The 20,467-nt window shown below is 61.3% G+C and carries 20 protein-coding genes and 2 pseudogenes; 6 read left to right on the forward strand and 16 right to left on the reverse strand.

Annotated elements, in window-relative coordinates; translation table 11 throughout:
- Positions 1 to 49 precede the first annotated feature (49 nt).
- The 7 genes from J2Y83_RS24040 to rplU all read right to left on the reverse strand — a co-directional run bounded on the left by J2Y83_RS24040 (position 50) and on the right by rplU (position 5,665).
- Entirely contained in the window at positions 50 to 1,153 is a 1,104-nt protein-coding gene (locus J2Y83_RS24040) for an NADH:flavin oxidoreductase (RefSeq protein ID WP_253398972.1), read from the reverse strand.
- A 147-nt stretch (positions 1,154 to 1,300) separates the two neighbouring features.
- Positions 1,301 to 1,783 carry a glutathione peroxidase gene (locus J2Y83_RS24045; RefSeq protein WP_253398974.1) on the reverse strand — a complete coding sequence of 161 codons (483 nt, stop codon included), beginning with the start codon at positions 1,781 to 1,783 and terminating at the stop codon, positions 1,301 to 1,303.
- Between the two features lie 101 nt (positions 1,784 to 1,884).
- A complete protein-coding gene (locus tag J2Y83_RS24050; protein ID WP_253398976.1) occupies positions 1,885 to 2,349 on the reverse strand; it encodes a CreA family protein in 465 nt (154 codons plus the stop codon).
- A 16-nt stretch (positions 2,350 to 2,365) separates the two neighbouring features.
- The gene (gene proB, locus J2Y83_RS24055) at positions 2,366 to 3,484 is read right to left on the reverse strand and encodes a glutamate 5-kinase (RefSeq protein ID WP_253400441.1); all 1,119 of its coding nucleotides are present in this window, start codon (positions 3,482 to 3,484) and stop codon (positions 2,366 to 2,368) included.
- A gap of 139 nt (positions 3,485 to 3,623) precedes the next feature.
- Complete coding sequence (gene cgtA / locus J2Y83_RS24060) at positions 3,624 to 4,847, reverse strand: Obg family GTPase CgtA (RefSeq protein WP_247399679.1); 1,224 nt, start codon at positions 4,845 to 4,847, stop codon at positions 3,624 to 3,626.
- Positions 4,848 to 5,040: 193 nt separating this feature from the next.
- Positions 5,041 to 5,316, reverse strand: a complete 276-nt coding sequence (rpmA, locus tag J2Y83_RS24065) for a 50S ribosomal protein L27 (RefSeq protein ID WP_007901871.1) — start codon at positions 5,314 to 5,316, stop codon at positions 5,041 to 5,043.
- 34 nt (positions 5,317 to 5,350) lie between these two features.
- On the reverse strand, positions 5,351 to 5,665 hold the full coding sequence (gene rplU, locus J2Y83_RS24070) for a 50S ribosomal protein L21 (protein ID WP_007901869.1): 315 nt from the start codon (positions 5,663 to 5,665) through the stop codon (positions 5,351 to 5,353).
- Positions 5,666 to 5,904: 239 nt separating this feature from the next.
- On the opposite strand from rplU, the gene J2Y83_RS24075 reads away from it, so the two are divergent.
- From J2Y83_RS24075 to J2Y83_RS24085, 3 genes are all read left to right on the forward strand, one after another.
- Positions 5,905 to 6,873, forward strand: coding sequence for a polyprenyl synthetase family protein (locus tag J2Y83_RS24075; protein ID WP_253398978.1), 969 nt, complete (start codon positions 5,905 to 5,907; stop codon positions 6,871 to 6,873).
- A 134-nt stretch (positions 6,874 to 7,007) separates the two neighbouring features.
- A complete protein-coding gene (locus J2Y83_RS24080; RefSeq protein ID WP_046382089.1) occupies positions 7,008 to 7,349 on the forward strand; it encodes a zinc ribbon domain-containing protein YjdM in 342 nt (113 codons plus the stop codon).
- A gap of 159 nt (positions 7,350 to 7,508) precedes the next feature.
- Positions 7,509 to 7,766 carry a PA4570 family protein gene (locus J2Y83_RS24085; protein WP_038443494.1) on the forward strand — a complete coding sequence of 86 codons (258 nt, stop codon included), beginning with the start codon at positions 7,509 to 7,511 and terminating at the stop codon, positions 7,764 to 7,766.
- A 135-nt stretch (positions 7,767 to 7,901) separates the two neighbouring features.
- Here the strand turns inward: J2Y83_RS24085 and J2Y83_RS24090 are convergent, their stop codons facing one another.
- A complete protein-coding gene (locus J2Y83_RS24090; RefSeq protein WP_192300611.1) occupies positions 7,902 to 8,519 on the reverse strand; it encodes an FKBP-type peptidyl-prolyl cis-trans isomerase in 618 nt (205 codons plus the stop codon).
- A gap of 279 nt (positions 8,520 to 8,798) precedes the next feature.
- On the opposite strand from J2Y83_RS24090, the pseudogene J2Y83_RS29930 reads away from it, so the two are divergent.
- Both J2Y83_RS29930 and J2Y83_RS29935 read left to right on the forward strand, forming a co-directional pair.
- Positions 8,799 to 9,863: pseudogene (locus J2Y83_RS29930) on the forward strand (methyl-accepting chemotaxis protein); the annotation flags it as partial.
- A 258-nt stretch (positions 9,864 to 10,121) separates the two neighbouring features.
- Positions 10,122 to 10,718, forward strand: a pseudogene (locus J2Y83_RS29935) (methyl-accepting chemotaxis protein); the annotation flags it as partial.
- Between the two features lie 605 nt (positions 10,719 to 11,323).
- Here J2Y83_RS29935 and J2Y83_RS24100 read toward each other — a convergent pair.
- From J2Y83_RS24100 to J2Y83_RS24115, 4 genes are read right to left on the reverse strand one after another with little or no spacing between them, the layout of a single operon-like run.
- On the reverse strand, positions 11,324 to 11,692 hold the full coding sequence (locus tag J2Y83_RS24100) for a glyoxalase superfamily protein (RefSeq protein WP_253398982.1): 369 nt from the start codon (positions 11,690 to 11,692) through the stop codon (positions 11,324 to 11,326).
- Between the two features lie 29 nt (positions 11,693 to 11,721).
- Positions 11,722 to 13,185, reverse strand: coding sequence for an N-acyl-D-amino-acid deacylase family protein (locus tag J2Y83_RS24105; protein WP_253398983.1), 1,464 nt, complete (start codon positions 13,183 to 13,185; stop codon positions 11,722 to 11,724).
- Between the two features lies 1 nt (position 13,186).
- Complete coding sequence (locus J2Y83_RS24110; protein ID WP_253398985.1) at positions 13,187 to 14,047, reverse strand: MurR/RpiR family transcriptional regulator; 861 nt, start codon at positions 14,045 to 14,047, stop codon at positions 13,187 to 13,189.
- Between the two features lie 12 nt (positions 14,048 to 14,059).
- The gene (locus J2Y83_RS24115) at positions 14,060 to 15,409 is read right to left on the reverse strand and encodes a GntT/GntP/DsdX family permease (RefSeq protein WP_247399691.1); all 1,350 of its coding nucleotides are present in this window, start codon (positions 15,407 to 15,409) and stop codon (positions 14,060 to 14,062) included.
- 248 nt (positions 15,410 to 15,657) lie between these two features.
- Here J2Y83_RS24115 and J2Y83_RS24120 point away from each other — a divergent pair, with 248 nt between their 5' ends.
- Positions 15,658 to 16,038 (forward strand): lysozyme inhibitor LprI family protein, encoded by a 381-nt coding sequence (locus J2Y83_RS24120; protein WP_253398988.1) that lies wholly within the window; start codon positions 15,658 to 15,660, stop codon positions 16,036 to 16,038.
- A 132-nt stretch (positions 16,039 to 16,170) separates the two neighbouring features.
- Here the strand turns inward: J2Y83_RS24120 and J2Y83_RS24125 are convergent, their stop codons facing one another.
- The 4 genes from J2Y83_RS24125 to J2Y83_RS24140 all read right to left on the reverse strand — a co-directional run bounded on the left by J2Y83_RS24125 (position 16,171) and on the right by J2Y83_RS24140 (position 20,346).
- The gene (locus J2Y83_RS24125) at positions 16,171 to 17,616 is read right to left on the reverse strand and encodes a SulP family inorganic anion transporter (protein ID WP_253398989.1); all 1,446 of its coding nucleotides are present in this window, start codon (positions 17,614 to 17,616) and stop codon (positions 16,171 to 16,173) included.
- Between the two features lie 215 nt (positions 17,617 to 17,831).
- Complete coding sequence (locus tag J2Y83_RS24130; RefSeq protein WP_253398991.1) at positions 17,832 to 18,725, reverse strand: NAD-dependent epimerase/dehydratase family protein; 894 nt, start codon at positions 18,723 to 18,725, stop codon at positions 17,832 to 17,834.
- A gap of 103 nt (positions 18,726 to 18,828) precedes the next feature.
- Positions 18,829 to 19,725: a LysR substrate-binding domain-containing protein gene (locus J2Y83_RS24135; protein ID WP_253398999.1), complete on the reverse strand. Its 897-nt coding sequence runs from the start codon at positions 19,723 to 19,725 to the stop codon at positions 18,829 to 18,831.
- 30 nt (positions 19,726 to 19,755) lie between these two features.
- Positions 19,756 to 20,346: an NAD(P)H-dependent oxidoreductase gene (locus tag J2Y83_RS24140; protein ID WP_247399700.1), complete on the reverse strand. Its 591-nt coding sequence runs from the start codon at positions 20,344 to 20,346 to the stop codon at positions 19,756 to 19,758.
- Positions 20,347 to 20,467: the final 121 nt, after the last annotated feature.

The raw sequence follows: 20,467 nt of genomic DNA on the forward strand, positions 1-20,467 counted from the left end.
ACGCTCCAGCTAAACAGCTCCCGGTGGCAACCGCCGGGAGCCCAGCCCGTTACACCAGGGTCGTCAACGCCTCACGACTGAACGGCAGGATGTCGCCCTCGCGGTGTTCGCGCACCTTCACCGCCCAATCCGGGTCCACCAGCAGGGCACGGCCGACGGCGACCAGGTCGAACTCATCGTTGTTCAAGCGCTCCAGCAGCTTCTCCAGGCTGGCCGGTTGCGCAACCTTGTCAGTGTTGACCATAAACTGCAGGAACTCGCCATCCAGGCCGACGCTGCCGACGGTGATGGTCGGTTTACCGGTGAGCTGGCGGGTCCAGCCGGCCAGGTTGAGGTCGGAACCTTCGAACTCCGGCTCCCAGAAACGGCGAGTGGAACAGTGGAAAATATCCACACCAGCGTCGGACAGCGGCTTAAGAAACTCACCCAAGGCCTCGGGGGTTTGCACCAGGCGCGCGGTGTAGTCCTGCTGCTTCCACTGGGAAAAACGCAAGATGATCGGAAAATCCGGGCCTACAGCGGCGCGGGTGGCCTGGATCAGTTCGATGGCAAAGCGCGAACGGTTGGCCAGGCTGCCGCCATATTCGTCGGTGCGCTGGTTGCTGCCTTCCCAGAAGAACTGGTCCACCAGATAGCCATGGGCGCCATGGATTTCCACGCCGTCCATGCCGATGCGCTGGGCGTCCTTGGCCGCCTGGGCGAAGGCGGCAATCACGTCCTTGATGTCCTCATGGGTCATGCCATGGACGACCACGTTGCCATCCTTGAGTTTTTCCATCGGGCCGTAGGCCGGTACGCTGGCATCCGGCTCAGTGCCGATACGACGCACGCTGCCCACATGCCACAACTGCGGGACGATCTTGCCGCCTTCGGCATGCACCGCATCGACCACTTTCTTCCAACCGGCCAACGCCGCTTCACCGTAGAAGTGCGGGACGTTGGGATAGCCGTTGGACGCCGGGTGATCGACCACGGTGCCTTCGGTGATGATCAGGCCCACGCCGGCAGCGGCACGGCGGCGGTAGTACTCGATGACCTTGGAATTGGGTACACCGCCCGGGGAAAACGAACGGGTCATCGGCGCCATCACCACACGACTCGACAGTTGCAGCGTTCCGAGGTGGAACGGTTTGAACAAGGCTTGAACAGGCATGGCAACACTCCACGAAAGACGGTTTTTATGATGTCAATAATATGGCGAGTGCAGCGCGCTGAGTAGCACTATTGATCAGGGTGATTAAGGCTTAGAAATGCCGGACACCTGTAGGCGCGAGCTGGCTCGCGCCTACAGGTTAGGGGATCAGCTCAGGGCTTTTACGATGGCCTGGACGACGGCCGGATCGTCCGGTGCCGTTCGCGGCGAGAAACGCGCAAGCACCCGCCCGTCTTTACCCAGCAGGAATTTCTCGAAATTCCAGGTGATATCCCCAGGAAACTCGGCGCCCTCGCCCGCCAACAAGCGGTACAACTGATGACGCTCAGGGCCGTTGACCTCGAGTTTGCTACCCAACGGAAAGGTCACGCCGTAGTTGAGGCTGCAGAACGCCTGGATCTCCTTTTCGCTACCCGGTTCCTGGCCCGCAAACTGGTTGCACGGCAGGCCAAGCACGGTAAACCCCTGGTCCTTGTACTGCTGATAGAGGTTTTCCAACGCCGCGTATTGCGGGGTCAAGCCACATTTGGAGGCCACGTTGACCACCAGCACAACTTTGCCCTTGAAGGGCGCCAGTGGCAGCTCTTGTCCGTCCAACGCTTTGAGTTTCAGGTCGTGGAAAGCACTCATGACGAACTCCAGATATCCCATGTTCTTTGCATTGCGGCGCTTCGAGATTACAACCCGCAAGCCTGCAATCATAGACGCCGATTACGAAACTCGCCTGCGGATCACTGAGCGGTCGACCACGGCAAAATCGGAATCGCGGTAACGGCGTTCTGCGGGCTGCCCTCGATCAGGCGGTCGCTGTAGACCAGGTATACGAGGGTATTGCGCTTCTTGTCGAGGAAGCGCACCACCTGCATGGTCTTGAACACCAGCGACGTGCGCTCCTTGAACACTTCGTCGCCATCCTTGAGTTCGCCCTTGAAGCGGATCGGACCGACCTGACGACAGGCAATCGACGCCTCAGAGCGGTCTTCGGCCAAACCCAGGCCGCCTTTGACGCCGCCGGTCTTGGCACGCGACAGGTAGCAAGTCACGCCATCGACCTTGGGGTCATCGAAGGCTTCGACCACGATCCGGTCGTTGGGGCCGACAAACTTGAACACCGTCGACACCTGGCCGATCTCTTCGGCCGAGGCCAACAATGGCATGGCCAGCAGCAGGCCGAGCAATCCCTTCATCACACGCATCGTGTATTCCTTTCGTTTAAACCAGGATCAGGTTGTCGCGGTGGACCAGTTCCGGTTCCGCCATGTAACCCAACAGACCGACAATCGCATCAGATGACTGCCCGATGATTTTCTGCGCTTCCAGCGCGCTGTAGTTGGCCAGGCCACGGGCGATTTCACGACCGTCCGGCGCCACGCACACCACCATCTCGCCACGGCGGAAGCTGCCCTGCACCAACTTGACGCCCACCGGCAGCAGGCTCTTGTGGCCTTGGGACAACGCCGCTACGGCGCCATCGTCGAGTACCAGGGTGCCGCGGGTCTGCAAATGCCCGGCCAGCCACTGCTTGCGCGCGGCCAGCATGCCGCGCTCCGGCGACAGCAGCGTACCGATGCGCTCACCGGCCTTGAGACGGTCGAGCACGCGCTCCAGGCGTCCGCCGACGATGATCGTGTGCGCGCCGGAGCGCGCAGCCAGGCGCGCCGCACGCAGCTTGGTCTGCATGCCGCCACGGCCCAAGGCCCCGCCGACACTGCCAGCCACCGCATCCAGCGCCGGGTCATCGGCGCGGGCTTCGTAGATCAATTTGGCGTCGGGGTTGTTGCGCGGGTCGGCGTCGAACATACCGTCGCGGTCGGTGAGGATCACCAACAGGTCGGCTTCCACCAGGTTGGCCACCAGGGCGGCCAGGGTGTCGTTGTCGCCGAAACGGATTTCGTCGGTGACCACCGTGTCGTTCTCGTTGATCACCGGGATCGCCTTGAGCTCCACCAACGCGCGCAGGGTGCTGCGGGCGTTGAGGTAGCGCTTGCGGTCGGACAGGTCGTCGTGGGTCAGCAGGATCTGCGCCGTGTGAAGGCCGTGCTCGGCGAAGCTGGATTCCCAGGCTTGCACCAGGCCCATCTGGCCGATGGCGGCAGCGGCTTGCAGTTCGTGCATCGCGCTGGGTCGCGCGGTCCAGCCGAGGCGGCTCATCCCGGCGGCAACCGCTCCGGACGAGACCAGCACCAACTCGACACCGGCCTCATGCAAGGCCACCATCTGCTCGACCCACACGCTCATGGCTGCGCGATCCAGCCCCTTGCCATCTGCCGTCAGCAACGCACTTCCGATCTTTACGACCCAGCGCTGCGCACCTGCCACTTTGCTCCGCATCATCTTCAACCTTGGTTAGAGGGCTGGACGCGACCCAGCGCCGCCCATAACGTTATTCGTGACTACATTCGTGACTACAGATATACCCAGATACCAAAACGCCGCTCAAGTGAGCGGCGCTTAAGTTTACTGCAACGAATCAGTCGCGCACGTAAATGATTTCCGGACCGTCTTCATCATCCACGTCTTCTTCGTCCCAATCGTCGTCGCCGATGTCATGAACCGACTTCACGCCGCTGCGGCGCAGGGCACGCTGGTCGTCCAGGGCTTGCAACTGGGCACGGGCTTCGTCTTCGATCTGCTGATCGAGCTCGGCGAGTTCGGCCTTGAATACCGGGTCGGCCGCCAGGCGGTCGGCGCGGTCTTCGAGGTAGCGCATGATGTCGCGGGTCAGGCGCTCGGTGCCTTCTTTGGCGATGGCCGAGATCACATAGACCGGGCCGGTCCATTCCAGGCGATCGACGATTTCCTTGACGCGCTCCTCGTGTTCTTCTTCGAGGATCTGGTCGCACTTGTTCAGCACCAGCCAGCGATCACGCTCGGCCAGGGCCGGGCTGAACTTGGTCAGCTCGCTGACGATCACTTCAGCGGCGTCCGGTGCGCTGGTGTCATCCAGCGGCGCCATGTCGACGAGGTGCAGCAGCAAACGGGTCCGCGACAAGTGCTTGAGGAAGCGAATCCCCAGGCCCGCGCCATCGGAAGCCCCTTCGATCAGGCCGGGAATGTCGGCGACCACGAAGCTCTTCCAACGGTCGACGCTGACCACGCCCAGGTTTGGCACCAGGGTGGTGAACGGGTAGTCGGCGACTTTCGGCTTGGCGGCCGAGACCGAGCGGATGAAGGTACTTTTGCCAGCGTTTGGCAGGCCCAACAGGCCCACGTCGGCGAGTACTTTCATTTCCAGCTTGAGGTCACGCTGCTCGCCAGGCTTGCCCGGCGTGGTCTGGCGTGGCGCACGGTTGGTACTGGACTTGAATCGGGTGTTACCCAGACCGTGCCAGCCGCCCTGCACAACCATCAGCTTCTGGCCGGCCTTGGTCAGGTCGCCAATCACTTCCTGGGTCGCGGAGTCGATGATCGTGGTGCCGACCGGTACGCGCAGCACCATGTCTTCACCTTTTTTACCGGTGCAGTCGGTGCTGCCGCCGTTGGAACCACGCTCGGCATCGAAGTGCCGGGTGTAACGGTAGTCCACCAGGGTGTTGAGGTTTTCGTCGGCCATCATGTAGATGGAACCGCCGTCACCGCCGTCACCGCCGTTGGGGCCACCGTTTTCGATGAACTTTTCGCGACGGAAACTCATGCAACCGTTACCGCCGTCGCCTGCTTTTACTCGGATGGAAACTTCATCAACGAACTTCATAACAAAACGCCTCTCGCCGCACGGACGAGCTTAAGAAACCAAGACATAAGACTCTTGCAAAAATGAGCGCAGCGACCTCAATCAACGACCGCAAATCCAGCGCTTGAGCTCATTACAAACAGCTTTGCAAGAGACTCACTCCACAAACGAAAAAGCCCCGTCGCGAGACAGGGCTTTTCCAGCAACTACGTAATTATGCCGCGACGACGTCAGTCTTCGGGACAATGCTCACGTAACGGCGACCGAAGGCGCCTTTTACTTCGAACTTGATCACGCCGTCGATTTTAGCGAACAGAGTGTGATCTTTACCCATGCCAACACCGTAACCGGCGTGGAATTGGGTGCCGCGCTGACGCACGATGATGTTGCCCGGAATGATAACCTGGCCGCCATACATCTTCACGCCAAGGCGTTTGGCTTCTGAGTCGCGACCGTTACGGGTACTACCACCAGCTTTTTTGTGTGCCATGAGTCAATTCTCCTAGTGAGGAATTAGGCTGAAATTAAGCCTGAATACCGGTGATTTTGATCTCGGTGTACCACTGGCGGTGGCCCATACGCTTCATGTGGTGCTTACGACGACGGAACTTGATGATGCGGACTTTATCGTGACGACCTTGGGAGATCACTTCAGCCACAACGGTAGCGCCAGGAACAACTGGAGCGCCGATGTTCACGTCATCGCCATTGGCGACCAACAGAACGCGATCAAAAGTAACGGATTCGCCGGTAGCGATTTCCAGTTTTTCGATCTTCAGGTATTCACCTGGGGCGACCTTGTATTGCTTGCCACCAGTAACAATTACTGCGTACGACATGGTATTTCTCCGATAATCCTGCTCACCCAGCGCTTTATAAGAAGAGGTATTGGCTGGCATGGCTGCATGGGATGGACGTCCCGAATGCAATTGCGTAAGGCAGGTGCTGCCCAGGAAGTTCAGGGTGCGCGATTGTACGCAAGGCGTTGACGCGTTGCAAGAGGCTGTCTATCGCGCCTTGACACTGCGGGGTCAGGGTCCTAGCATGCCGCGCAACCCTTCTGGAGCGACTGTCGCTGATGCAACCCCAAGCTTTCTACCGCGCGGTCGCGGACGATTTTAGCGCCGTCGACGGCATCATCAAGCAGCAGCTGACGTCTAAAGTGCCGCTGGTCTCCAAAATTGGCGACTACATTACGTCGGCGGGCGGTAAGCGCCTGCGTCCTTTATTAGTGTTGCTGTGTGGCAAGGCCCTGGGCCGTGAAGGCGATGACCTGCGCCTGCTGGCCGCCACTATCGAATTCCTGCACACCGCGACCCTGCTGCATGACGACGTGGTCGACATGTCCGGCATGCGCCGTGGTCGCGAGACCGCCAACGCGATGTGGGGCAACGCCCCGAGCGTGCTGGTCGGCGACTTCCTGTATTCGCGTTCGTTCGAAATGATGGTCGAACTGGGCTCGATGCAGGTGATGAAGATTCTTTCCCAGGCCACGCGCATCATCGCCGAAGGCGAAGTGTTGCAGTTGTCGAAGGTGCGTGACGCCAGCACCACCGAAGAAACCTACATGGAAGTGATTCGCGGCAAAACCGCGATGCTCTTCGAAGCCTCAACCCACAGCGCCGCCGCCCTGTGCCAAGCCACGGCCGAACAGGCCGAAGCCCTGCGCACCTTTGGCGACCACCTGGGCGTGGCGTTCCAACTGGTAGATGACCTGCTCGACTACCGTGGCGACGCCGAGACCCTGGGCAAGAACGTCGGTGACGACCTGGCCGAAGGCAAGCCAACCTTGCCGCTGATCTACACCATGCGCGAAGGCACGCCGGAACAGGCGGCCCTGGTGCGCAAGGCGATCCAGAAAGGCGGGATCGAAGACCTGGAAAGCATCCGTGCGGCCGTGGAAGCCTCCGGCGCCCTGGACTACACCGCACAACTGGCGCGTGACTACGTGGCCCGTGCGATCAAATGCCTGGACGCCCTCCCCGCCAGCGAATACCGGGACGCCCTGGTTGAGCTGAGTGAATTCGCGGTCGCGCGCACGCACTAGAAATACCAAATGTGGGAGGGGGCTTGCCCCCTCCCACATTTAGTTTGTAGTACCAATCCAAGACCGCGCCCTGCCTCCCTACAATTCCCTATATAATGTGCGACTTTAGCCATCCTGACTTTTAAGGAGCTTTAGTGAGCACTTTGCCACCCTGCCCGAAATGCAATTCCGAATTCACCTACGAAGACGGCGCCCAACTGATCTGCCCGGAATGCGCCCATGAGTGGTCCGCCACTGGCGAGGCCGAAGTGGCCGGCGATGAAACCGTGAAGAAAGACTCTGTGGGCAACGTCCTGCAGGACGGCGACACCATCACCGTGATCAAAGACCTCAAGGTCAAGGGCACCTCCCTGGTGGTCAAGGTCGGCACCAAGGTCAAGAACATCCGCCTGTGCGACGGCGACCACGATATCGACTGCAAGATCGACGGTATCGGCCCGATGAAACTCAAGTCCGAGTTCGTCCGCAAGGTCTGATCCTGCGGCTTCCATCCCGCGCCCGCCGCGGGATGGCGTTTCGCCCTGTCTGTTGATCGCGCGCAATACCCACACAGAAAAAACCGGAAACCGCCAATAGGCACTTGCTATTCTGCGAATAAGAATTATTCTCATTGAAACTTATCAAGGAGAACGACCATGACTTATTTGATAGATGCCTGGCTGGACCGCCCACACCCTTACCTACGCATCCTTCATCGGGAAACCGGGGAAGTCTGTGCGGTGCTGGAGGAAGAAGCGCTGAATGAACTGCAGGACCAGGGCGACCTGGACGTGAATGGCCTGAGTTCCAGTGAACCCGGTGTACTGAAGGAAGTGGTGCGCAATCTGTTTCTGTTCTGCTATGCCCGAGCGTTGCGCCCGGTGACGGAGCTCAATGGCAAGTTTCACCCATGAGCGACCGCGCAAAACCCTGTAGGAGCGAGCTTGCTCGCGAAGAACGCACAAGCAACGCGTTCATCCAGGATGCTCGCGTCATCGTTGACGCTTGTCGCGAGCAAGCTCGTTCCTACAGGTAATCAAAAGCAGGTCTTACAGAACGTCGAGCAGCTCGACGTCAAACACCAGAACGCTGTGCGGCGGAATGCTGCCAACGCCTTGAGCGCCGTAAGCCAGTTCGCTCGGCACGTACAGGCGCCATTTGCTGCCGGCATTCATCAGTTGCAGGGCTTCGGTCCAGCCAGCGATCACGCCGCCAACCGGGAATTCTGCAGGCTGGCCGCGCTCGTAGGAGCTGTCGAACACTGTGCCGTCGATCAGGGTGCCGTGGTAGTGAGTGCGCACTTGGTCTTCACGGGTCGGCTTGGCGCCTTCACCGGCAGTCAGCACTTCGAATTGCAGGCCGGAAGCCAGAGTGGTGATGCCATCACGCTTGGCGTTTTCCGCCAGGAACGCAAGGCCCTCGCCTGCCGCGGCTTCAGCCTTGGCAGCCGCTTCGGCTTGCATGATTTCGCGGATGACCTTGAAGCTGGCAGCCATTTGTTCTTGATCAACACGGCTTGGCTTGCCGGCGAACGCGTCGGTCAGGCCAGCCAGGATCGCGTCCAGGCTTACGCCCGGTGGTGGGTTGTCGCGCAGTTGGTCGCCCAACTGACGGCCGATACCGTAGCTGACGCGGGTTTCGTCGGTGGACAGATTAACTTCGGACATGAAGAGGCTCCGCTGTAGAGCAGCGCTGAAAACACTGTTTTCCCGCACCGCCCAGAACTAAAAGGGCCAGCAGACTAGCACAGAATGTGAGTACGGGATGAGCGCCAGCCACGTCATGCCTGCCTGGCGCCGGTGGTCGGTCATGCCGGGCTCCGTGTATCGCAATAACCAATTAAACGTTTCAGTTTCCCGTGCGCCCGCCGATATGGCCTAAACACCTTGGCTGGCTCAAACAACAACACCGTCCAGCAGACAAACATCATTTTTGCGGAGCACTCGATGAACAGCTGGTTCGGTAACATCAGCGTCAACCTCAAACTAGGCCTGGGCTTCGGCCTGGTGCTTGTCCTCACCTCGATCCTCGCGCTGACCGGCTGGACCAGCCTGGGCAGCCTGATCGACCGCAGCAACTGGATGAGCGACATCACCCAACTCAATGCCGCCCTGACCAAGCTGCGCATCGTGCGCCTGCAATACATGCTGGCCAACGGCGATGAGAGCGTGGCGCAGAACGTACAGACCAGCCTGGATGCCTTCACCGCCCAGCAGCAAAAACTCCTGGACAGCTTCAAGAGCCCGGAAAACCGCAAGCTGCTCAACGACCAGAAAGCCGTCATCACGGCTTATCAGCAATCGCTGAACAAAATGCGTGAGGCCTACCGTAACGGCAATGCTGCGCGCCAGGTCATGGGTGATAAGGCCGACATCGCCAACGCCCAGATCGACGCGTTGGACAGCAGCGTGCAGCAGGTGCCCGACAGCCCCGAGCGCTTCACCCAGTACCAAGCCGTGACCCATGCCAAGCAAGAGTTCCAGTTGGCCCGCTACGAAGTGCGCGGCTACACCGGCAATGTCAACGCCGACACCGAAGCCCGCGCCGCCGCACAAATCGAAAAAGCCATCAACGGTTTGAAAGGCCTCGGCGCTGTGTTCGGCAGCAGCCAACAGGCCGCGCTCAGCGCACTGGAAAGCGCCCTCGGCGCCTACCGCAGTGCGGTGCAGAACTACAAAGCGGCTAACGCCAATATCGTCTCAGCACGCGCCGAAATGACCACCCAAGGTGCCGACATCGTCACCATCAGCGACAAGCTCTACGACATCCAGCTCGAACGTCGCGACGCCGAAAGCGCCCAGGCCCGCAGCCTGCAATTGATCAGCACCTTGCTGGCGTTGCTGGTCGGCATCATCGCGGCACTTGTCATCACCCGCCAGATCACGCGTCCGATCCAGGAAACCCTGGCCGTGGTGGAACGCATTGCCTCCGGCGACCTGAGCCACAATATCCAGGTCACCCGCCGTGATGAACTGGGCGTGCTGCAACAAGGCATCCAGCGCATGGGCACGACCCTGCGCGAGTTGATCAGCGGTATTCGCGACGGCGTGACCCAAATCGCCAGCGCCGCCGAAGAGCTGTCGGCCGTGACCGAGCAGACCAGCGCCGGCGTGAACAGCCAGAAGATCGAGACCGATCAAGTCGCCACCGCCATGCACGAAATGACCGCCACCGTGCAGGAAGTCGCGCGCAACGCTGAGCAGGCCTCCCGGGCCGCTGCCGATGCCGATGGCCAAGCCCGCGCAGGCGACAAAGTGGTGGCCGAAGCCATCGCCCAGATCGAACGCCTGGCCGCCGAAGTGGCGCGCTCCACCGACGCCATGAGCCATCTGCAACAAGAGAGCAACAAGATCGGCAGCGTAATGGACGTGATCAAGGCCGTGGCTGAACAGACCAACCTGCTGGCGCTCAATGCTGCGATTGAAGCAGCACGTGCCGGTGAAGCCGGACGTGGCTTTGCCGTCGTCGCCGACGAAGTGCGTGGCCTGGCCCAGCGCACGCAGAAATCCACCGAAGAAATCGAAGGCCTGGTGGCCGGCTTGCAGAACGGCACCCAGCAGGTGGCTGCAGTGATGAACAACAGCCGCAGCCTCACCGACAGCAGTGTCGAGCTGACGCGCAAGGCCGGCGTATCCCTGGAAAACATCACCCGCACGGTGTCGAATATCCAGTCGATGAACCAGCAGATTGCAGCGGCAGCCGAAGAGCAAAGCGCCGTGGCCGAAGAGATCAGCCGCAGCATCATCAACGTGCGTGACGTGTCGGAACAGACCGCCACCGCGAGTGACGAGACGGCCAAGTCGAGCGTGGAACTGGCACGACTGGGTAGCCAGTTGCAGCAGATGGTCAGCCACTTCCGGGTGTAAAAACCAAAAAGCCGCCTCGGTCTGCACCGGGGCGGCTCCACTTCTCAGACCTTAGCGGTCATCGAAGCTGTCTCGTAGGAATGTCCATACGTGATAAACACGCAGGGCATTCACGACGAGGTTCCACGTACGTCGTGCAAACTTAGACATACTCGGCCCTCCATGAGTTGGGCCTTACCTCCAGCGCACTTACCGGAACATGTGAGCCTTTGGATGCACGTCAGTGCTCCTGTGAGGCGGCTGGGTTTATGGTCCTCTCGCATGAATCCGGCACGGATTACTAGCCCGTGGCAATCGGTCCAAAATTTGCGCGCGAACCCAGCCAACCTACCTCACGATGAACGCAGAACGAGGGCGATACTAGCTCAGCCCACTACACCAAGGTGTGACAAACAACGGCCAATCCCCCTTAAAAGTTGTTGCTGTTTTTTGCGGGGTTCAAGTGAAAAACCACCCATCGTCAGGCCTTGCATAAAACCCCGAAGCAGCAGTAGTATCGCCAACACGTCAGTGCTTCCTGTGAGATCGCAACCCCAGCCGCAAACTGGGTTTGCACAAAAAAACCGCCCTACTAAGGCGGTTTTTTATTGCCTGCGCTTTACCCCTCAGCCCTCGCCCTCCTCGACAAACACCAGCCGATTGCCAAACGGATCGCGGATGCTCATCTCCCGCGAACCCCAGGGCATTTCTTCAACGCCTGGCTTGGCAAAACGATAGTCCTTGCCCTGCAATTGCTGCTGATAGGCGTCTACGCCCTGCGTTTGAATCCGCACCGCCGCACCCGGCGAAGCATCGCCATGGTGTTCGGACAAATGCAGCACACACTCACCCAACGACACCTGCAGGTACAACGGAAAATTCGCCTCGAAGCGATGCTGCCAATCGACCGTGAACCCCAGAAAACCGACATAGAACTCCAACACCTTGGCCTCGTCGAAAATCCGCAGGATGGGGGTGACTTTTCCTAAGTGCATGGCAACCGCTCCGTGTGTAAGAGCGCCCACTATAGAGTCGAAAACCCACCCCGCAAATCCCCACTGCGCGCCAGGAACCGCCCCGGCCGCCGGCCATTTGGCTGTCCGTCGCAATAACTCAACACGCCGTTGACCCACACGCCATCAATCCCTTGCGCCGCCTGCTGCGGCGCCTCGAAATCCGCCACATCACGCACGCGCAGCGGATCGAACAGCACCAGATCGGCCCAGTGCCCTACACGAATTTCGCCCCGCTCCGACAAGCCGAATCGCGCCGCCGACAAGCCGGTCATCTTATGCACCGCCGTGTGCAGCGGAAACAGCCCGACGTCCCGACTGAAATGTCCCAACACCCGTGGAAACGCGCCCCACAAGCGCGGATGCGGAAACGGATCTTCGGGCAACCCATCCGATCCGACCATCGACAGCGGATGCGCGAGGATACGGCGCACATCCGCTTCGTCCATGCCGTAATACACCGCCCCCGCCGGTTGCAGGCGGCGGGCGGCGTCCATCAGCGAAACGTCCCACCCGGCCGCGATCGCCTGCAAGTCGCGCCCGCCCATTTCCGGGTGCGGTGTCGACCAGGTGATGGTGATGCGAAACGCGTCGGTCACCTGCTTGAGATCCAGGGTCGAAGAACTCGCCGCATAGGGATAACAATCACACCCCACCGGATGGGTTTTCGCCGCCTGCTCCAGCGCCGCCAATAGCTGCGGACTACGCCCCCAGTTACCCGCGCCGGCGCACTTAAGGTGGGAAATGATCACCGGCACCTGGGCATGCCGACCGATCAGAAACGCTTCGTCCATGGCCTCCAGCACCGGTTCGAACTCACTGCGCAGGTGGGTGGTGTACACCGCACCGAACGCCGTCAGTTCTTCACTCAGTTGCAGCACCTCATCGGTCTCGGCATTGAACGCGCTGGCGTAGGCCAGGCCGGTGGATAAACCGAGGGCGCCGTCTTCCAGGCTGTCGCGCAACTGCACGCGCATCGCGGCGATTTCATCCGGCGTGGCGCTGCGGTGCAGGTCGTCCATATGGTTGCTGCGCAGCGCCGTGTGGCCGATCAGCGCCGCGACGTTGACCGCCGGGTGGGCGCGTTCCACGGCGGCGCGGTAATCGGCAAACCGCGGATAGGTGAACGCCTCACGCCGGCCCAGCAGGTTCATCGGGTCCGGCGGCTCACCGCGCAAACTCACGGGCGATGCGCTGATGCCGCAGTTACCGACAATCACCGTGGTCACGCCCTGGCTGAGCTTGGGCAGCATCTGCGGCTGACGGATCACCACCGTGTCATCGTGGGTGTGTACATCGATAAACCCCGGCGCCAACACCCGGCCGCGGGCGTCGATCACCTGCGTGGCCAGCGCGGCCGACAAGTCGCCGATCGCTTCGATACGCCCATCGCGTAGCCCCACATCGGCGACATACCCAGGCGTGTTGCGGCCATCCATGATCAGCGCCTGGCGAATCAGCGTGTCGTACTGCATATCAGTCTCCAAGCGGCAGGCTGTCAGGGCCGCCGCGATAGTCGTCGAGGGCCAGCTTGATGCGGCGCAGGCGTTCCTGGTTGGCGTCCGGCATGGCCAGCGCCAGCTCGGTGGCGAGCAGGTCGATGGCCAGCAGCATGCCGTAGCGCGCCGCCGTGGGTTTGTAGATGAAGCTGGTTTCGGCCGGTTGCAGCGCCAGTACGACATCCGCCAACTCGGCCAGGGGGGAGCCGGCCAGGGTGATGGCGACGATGGGCGTGTCGTAGTTGCGCGCCAGGGCCACCACGTCCAGCAACTCCGGGGTGAGACCGCTGAGCGAACAGACGATCAACGCATGCGCAGGCCCCAGCGTCGCCGCTGTGACGCGCATCATCACCGGGTCATGGCAGGCGGCAATCGGGTAGCCCAGGCGCACCAGGCGCACTTGCAACTCATCGCTGCACAGGCTCGACGGGCCGCCCATGCCAAACGCGTGGATCATCCGCGCCTTGCCCAGCAGGCTGACCGCATCGACGAAACCGGCTTGATTGAACCCCGACAAATGCTGACGCAACGTCGCCTCGATATCGCCGAGAATCTGCCGATGAAACCCCGACTGCTCAGGTTTGCCCGCCGGGTCCAGGAAGCGGCTGCCCACGCCACTGGCCTGGGCCAATTGCAGGCGCAAGTCGCGCAAATCCCGGCAACCGACGCTGCGGGCAAACCGCGACAACGTGGCGGTGCTGACCTCGGCGCGTTGGGACAACTCCTCCAGGCTGGCCGACGCGGCAAAGCCCACGTCATCGAGCATCAGCTTGGCGATACGCCCTTCGCCGGCACTGAAAGACGCCTGGCGGGCGCGGATCTGGTAGAGGATGTCCATGGAGTCTCCGGATTACAGGATGCAGGACAGACCATACGTCAGACCGAAGGCGACCACTGAAATCAGGGTCTCCAACACGGTCCAGGTCTTGAAGGTCTGGATCACGGTCATATTGAAGTATTCCTTGATCAGCCAGAAGCCGCCGTCGTTGACGTGGGAAAAGATCACCGAACCCGCCCCGGTCGCCAGCACCAGCAGTTCAGGGTGTGGATAACCCAGGCCCAGCGCGACCGGCGCGACTACGCCGGAAGCGGTGGTCATGGCCACGGTGGCCGAGCCGGTCGCGATGCGCATCAACGCGGCGAACAGCCAGCCCATCACCAGCGGCGACAGATTGAAGGCATGGGCCAGGCCGAGGATTTCGTTGGTCACGCCAGCGTCGACCAAGATCCGGTTCAAACCGCCGCCCGCGCCCACCAGCAAGGTGATACTCGCGGTCGGCGCCAGGCATTCGTTGGTGAACTTGAGGATCGACTCGCGGTTGAAACCCTGCGCCAGGCCGAGGGTCCAGAAACTCACCAGGGTCGCCACCAGTAGCGCGACCACCGAGTTGCCGATAAACAACAGAAACTGGTTAAAACCGCTGCCGGGCGTGGAAATCACGTTGGCCCAGCCGCCGATCATCATCAGCACCACCGGCAACAGAATAGTGCCCATGGTCAGGGCGAAACTCGGCAACCGGCTGCGCGGCTCGCGCTCGATGAACTGGCGTTCCAGCGGGTTTTCCGCCGGCAGGTGAATGCGCGGCACGATGAACTTGGCATACAGCGGGCCGGCGATGATCGCCGTGGGAATGCCGATCAGAATCGCATAGAGCACGGTCTGCCCGACCGAGGCGTTGTACGCCAGCACCGCCATCATCGCCGCCGGATGCGGCGGCACCAGCGCATGCACCACCGACAGGCCGGCAACCATCGGCAAGCCGACCATCAGGATCGACACTCCCACACGCCGGGCCACGGTAAAGGCGATCGGCACCAGCAACACAAAACCGACCTCGAAAAACAGCGGCAGCCCCACCAGAAAGGCAATGCACACCATCGCCCAGTGAGCATTGCGCTCGCCAAAGCGGTTGATCAGCGTGCGCGCCACCTGCTCGGCGCCGCCGGATTCAGCCATCATTTTGCCGAGCATGGTGCCCAGCGCGACCACCAGAGCGATATGCCCCAGGGTTTTACCGACGCCCGCTTCGTAGGAGCCCATGATGGTGTCCGCCGGCATCCCGGCCATCAGCGCCAGGCCGATGGACACCAGGGTGATGACGATAAACGGGTTGAGTCGGTAACGTGCAATCAGCACGATCAAAGCAATGATGGCGATGGCAGCGTATGCCAATAGCCCGAAGCCCGGTGATGCGGCCATGCGGTACTCCTCGGAAAGGGTCACGTCGAATTGGTTGTGAAACTCATAAATCATTACCGAGGAGCATTTTCAATTTTTATGAAAGTAATTTTCGCCTACAGATAAGCGCTGTCGCGCGGGGACATGCCCGACAGCGGCGCATGAAAATTCGGGGGGTGTTCTTACATCAAGTTCAGAAAAGGCTGGAAACTCAATACTCGCGTTTGAGTCTTAAAATGCGCACCCACCGACATCCAGGACACTCGCTCATGACCCGCACCTCCCTCGCCGCCAGCGCCCTGCTGCTCGCCCTGTGCAACAGCGCCTCGGCCGCCGACAACGCCGCACTGAAGAAATGCATGGACAGCGCCAACACGACCGTCGACATGGTCAAGTGCAACACCCAGCAAGCCAAAGTGCAGGACACGCGCCTGAACACGGCCTACAAGACCGCCCTCGCCGCCCAGGAAGGTGCGCGCAAGCAGCAATTGCAGGACGTGCAGCGCCTGTGGATAAAGTACCGCGATGCCAATTGCGCCTTTGCCGGCAGTGCTACCGGCGGCAGCATCGATCAGGTCAACGGCACCGGCTGCGTGCTGGACATGACCCAGACCCGCGCCCAGGAACTGGAAGACCTGGTCGGGCCGTAATGAATGAACACCCTCGCCCTCCCGTAGGAGCGAGCTTGCTCGCGAAAATCGTCAACGATGACGCGTGTTGTCTGGATAGACGTGGCGCTCTCGGGTTTTTCGCGAGCAAGCTCGCTCCTACAGGGGTTGCGGTCAGTCGTGATGGACCCTGGCGCGCTTGAGCAGTTTCTTGCAGCGCTCGGACACATGCAGCACGCGCAGATGCTTGCCGGCCTTGCTGTAGCGCTCGCGCAAGGTCATCAACGCAGCAATCGCGGAGTAGTCGACAATGCTCAGGTGACGGCAATCGAGCGTCACCGCTGCCGGGTCATTGGCCGGGTCAAAGCGGTTCAAAAACGGCGTGGTCGAGGCAAAGAACAAGGTGCCATGCACGCGGTAGAGCTTGCTGCCGTCCGCTTCCAGATGTTCATCCGCATACAACTCCCGCGCCTGTTGCCAGGCGAAGTTCAGCGCCGCGATCACGATCCCGCACAACACAGCCGTGGCCAGGTCGGTGAACACGGTGATCACGGTCACCGCGATGATCACCAGCACGTCATTGAGCGGCACTTTGTTGATCACCCGCAGCGACGCCCAGGCGAAGGTCTGCTGCGACACCACGAACATCACCCCGACCAGCGCCGCCAGCGGAATGCGCTCGATCAGCGGTGACAGAAACAGAATGAACAACAGGATCATCACCCCGGCCAACACCCCGGAGAAACGCCCGCGCCCGCCGGAGCTGAGGTTGATCACGGTTTGCCCGATCATCGCGCAACCGCCCATGCCGCCGAACAGGCCCGAGACCATATTCGCCACACCCAGGGCCACACTCTCACGGTCGGGGTAGCCGCGGCTCTCGGTGATTTCGTCGGTGAGGTTCAGGGTCAGCAGAGTTTCGAGCAAGCCGACCATCGCCATCAAAAATGCATAGGGCGCGATGATGCCGAGGGTCTCCAGGCTCCAGGGGATCTGCGGCAGCGCGAAGCTCGGCAGGCCACCGGCGATGTGGGCCATGTCGCCCAGCGTGCGCGTCGGCAAGCCCAGCAGGTACACCGCCAGGCCCACGCCGAGGATCGCCACCAGGGCCGGCGGCACCGCACGGGTCAAGCGCGGCAACAGGTAGACGATGGCCATGGTCACCAACACCAGGCCGCTCATCACATACAGCGGCGTGCCGCTGAGCCAGGCATCACCACTTTTGAAATGCTCCAACTGCGCCAGGGCAATGATGATCGCCAGGCCGTTGACGAACCCCAGCATCACCGGGTGCGGCACCATCCGCACCAGCTTGCCCAGGCGCAGCAGGCCGAAGACCAGCATGATCAACCCGCCCAGCAGCACCGTCGCGAGCAAATACTCCACGCCGTGTTGCACCACCAGCGCGACGATCACCACCGCCATCGACCCCGCCGCACCGGAGACCATCCCCGGCCGGCCGCCAAACAACGCCGTGAGGGTGCAGATGATGAACGCGCCGTAGAGGCCCATCAGCGGATTGAGGTGCGCCACCAGGGCAAAGGCAATGCATTCTGGCAGCAAGGCGAAAGACGTGGTGAGGCCGGCCAGGGCGTCGGCGCGCAGACGGGTGAGGTTCATGAGGTACCGGGCATTGCGGGGAATAAGGCGGGGAATGGTACGGAAATGCGGTCGGTGGGGCCAGTGAAGCGTCAGGGCAGATTGACCGGGATGCCCCGTTCGCGGGCAAGCCCACTCCCATGGTTTGATCGGTGCACCCGTTATCGAGGTGTGAACACCGTCAAATGTGGGAGTGGGCTTGCCCGCGAAGGGTGCACCACGGTCTCACGCCGACATCAGACCATTTCGCGGCGAATCCACTCCACCACCGACGTGCGCTTGGGCGCCCAACCCAACAATTCACGGGCATGCTTGCCGCGCACGCGGCTGTTGGAGCCCAGGCCGTAGTTGGCCATTTCATAGCCCCATTCGGCTTCGGCCTCGGCCAGTGGCCAATCCTGCGGTTTGCCCAGGTTCAGGGCGTCGGCGATGGCGGTGGTCATGTCGATGAACGCCGCTTCGCTGCTTTCCACGAAGTAGAACGTGCCCGGTACGTTCTTCTCCAGCGCCAGCAGATAGAGCGCGACCACGTCCTCGATATGCACATTGGACCAAATGTTCTGCCCCGTACCGACATGGCGCACCACCCCGCTCTTGCGCGCCTGCTTGAGCAAGCGCGGCAATTGCACGCTGTCACGCTTCACGCCCAGGCTGTGGCCGTAGATCAGGGTGTTGCAGATCACCGCCGAATTCACGCCGTCGTGGGCGGCGGCCAGGACCAGGTTGTCGATGGCGACACGGGCGGCCTTGTCGACAGTCGGTTCCGGCAGGTGGTCTTCGAAGTAGATGACATCACTGGCCTTGCCGCCCGATGCATCGCCGACGATGCTCGAACCGCTGGTGTGCAGGAACGGCTTGTTCGAACCTTTCAAGGCGGCCAATAGCGTTTCCACCGCCGCGCGATGGTCGCTGCTGGCGGCGTTGATCACCGCGTCGGCCTGCGTGGCCTGTTCGGTCAACACCGCACGGTCATCCAGGGTGCCGATGACCGGGGTGATGCCCAGGGCCGTCATCTCGGCGGCTTGATCGGCGCTGCGCACCAGGCCTGTCACATGGTGGCCGGCCTTGACCAGGCCGGTGGCGATGGAACCGCCGATAAACCCGGCGGCGCCGGTAACGAATACGTTCATGGAGGTCTCTCCTGACTGAGTAAGTGATGGGCCCAGTATCAAGGCCCCATCCCTGTTGAATAAGACCGTATGGCCCAATTCAATCTTGCGTGCAGGTCACGAATCAGCAGGCGTACCGCGCCAGCTTGGCCTGGATGAAGTCCAGGAAACATTGGATGCGCAAGGCCAGTTGCGAGTTGCGGTAAAACACCGCGTGGATCGGCTGGCGATAACCGCTGTTGAACGCCTCCAGCACCGGCACCAGACGCCCGGCCTCGATGTCTGCGCTGGTCATGAAGTTCGACAGGCAGCATATGCCCTGCCCTTCGAGCGCCAGTTGTCGCAAGGTTTCGCCGCTGGACGCGGCAATGCCGGGCTGGATCAGCCAGCGGTCACCCGCCACGTGGCGCAGCGGCCAGTGGTTGAGCGTCTCGGTCTGGGTGAAGCCAAGCAAAGTGTGCTCGGCCAACTCGGCGACCGTGGTCGGCGCGCCGTATTGCTTGAGATAAGCCGGGCTGGCAAGGATATGCAGCGGGGTGCAGCCGAGGGACCGCGCATGCAGGGTGGAATCGGCCAGCGCGCCGATGCGAATCGCAATGTCGGTGCTCTGCTCCAACAGGTCGATGATCAAGTCATCACTGTTCAGCTCCAACTGGATCTCTGGGTACAGCCCGCGAAACTCGGCGATGTACGGCACGATCCCATGCAGCATGAACGGCACGGCGGCATTGATGCGCAGGCGCCCCGCCGGTTTCTTCTGGCGTGACGACAAGCGCTCCTCCAGCTCATCCATCTGCGCCAGGATCACCTTGGCCTGCTCGAAGAAATACTTGCCCTCCTCGGTCAGGTCCATGCGCCGCGTGGTGCGGTTGATCAGCGTGGTGTCGAGCTTGGCTTCCAGGCGCGACAAGGTGCGGCTGACCGCCGACGGCGTCTGCCCGACCTGCTCCGCCGCAGCGGAAATCGAGCCGCACTCAATCACGTTGACGAAGATCTGTAGCTCATCGGATCGGGCTTTCACAGGCTGTCCTCTTTATCGGCACAGCGCAGCTTACACCGAGAGGTCGAACACCTGCGCCAGATGCTGCTCGTAGCGCGCCACATCGGCGTCGATGGCCGGGCGCTTCATCACGTCCACGCAGAGGAACGTCGGCAAGGCCGTCATGCCGAGGAACTGATTGGCCTTGTGAAACGCGAAATACACCGCGTCCACGCCTTTACCTTCAAAGAAATCGCTCGGGTCGTCGAAGGCTTGCTGCGGGGCGTTCCAGGTCAGCGACAACATGTACTGCTTGCCGTGGATCAGGCCGCCGCTGCCGTATTTCTGCGACGCGTCGGAACGGGTGCGACCATCGCTGGCGTAGAGGCTGCCGTGACCTTCGGTGAAGACTTCGTCGATGTACTTCTTCACGATCCACGGCGCGCCCATCCACCAGCCGGGCATCTGATAGATGATCACGTCGGCCCAGAGGAATTTGGCGACCTCTTCGGCCACGTCGTAGCCTTCGTCGATATGCGTGACCTTGATGTCGATACCGCCGCGGTCGAGCACCGCCACGGCGGCGTCATGCAGGGTGCTGTTGTAGCGACCGTCAGAGTGGGCGAATTTTTTACCGCCGTTGAGCAACAGGACTTTTTTCATGGGGGGGCGCCTTGAGATTAAAAATGTCTGAAGGCAGGGTATCGATGTGCCTTGCGCGGAATAAGCCTTGGCGCGGCAAAATACATTTGACTAAAAATCACGAATTCGACTCTATTATTGC

This window comes from Pseudomonas marginalis (assembly GCF_024169655.1).
In the GTDB taxonomy this organism is placed as follows: Bacteria; Pseudomonadota; Gammaproteobacteria; order Pseudomonadales; family Pseudomonadaceae; genus Aquipseudomonas; species Aquipseudomonas paraveronii.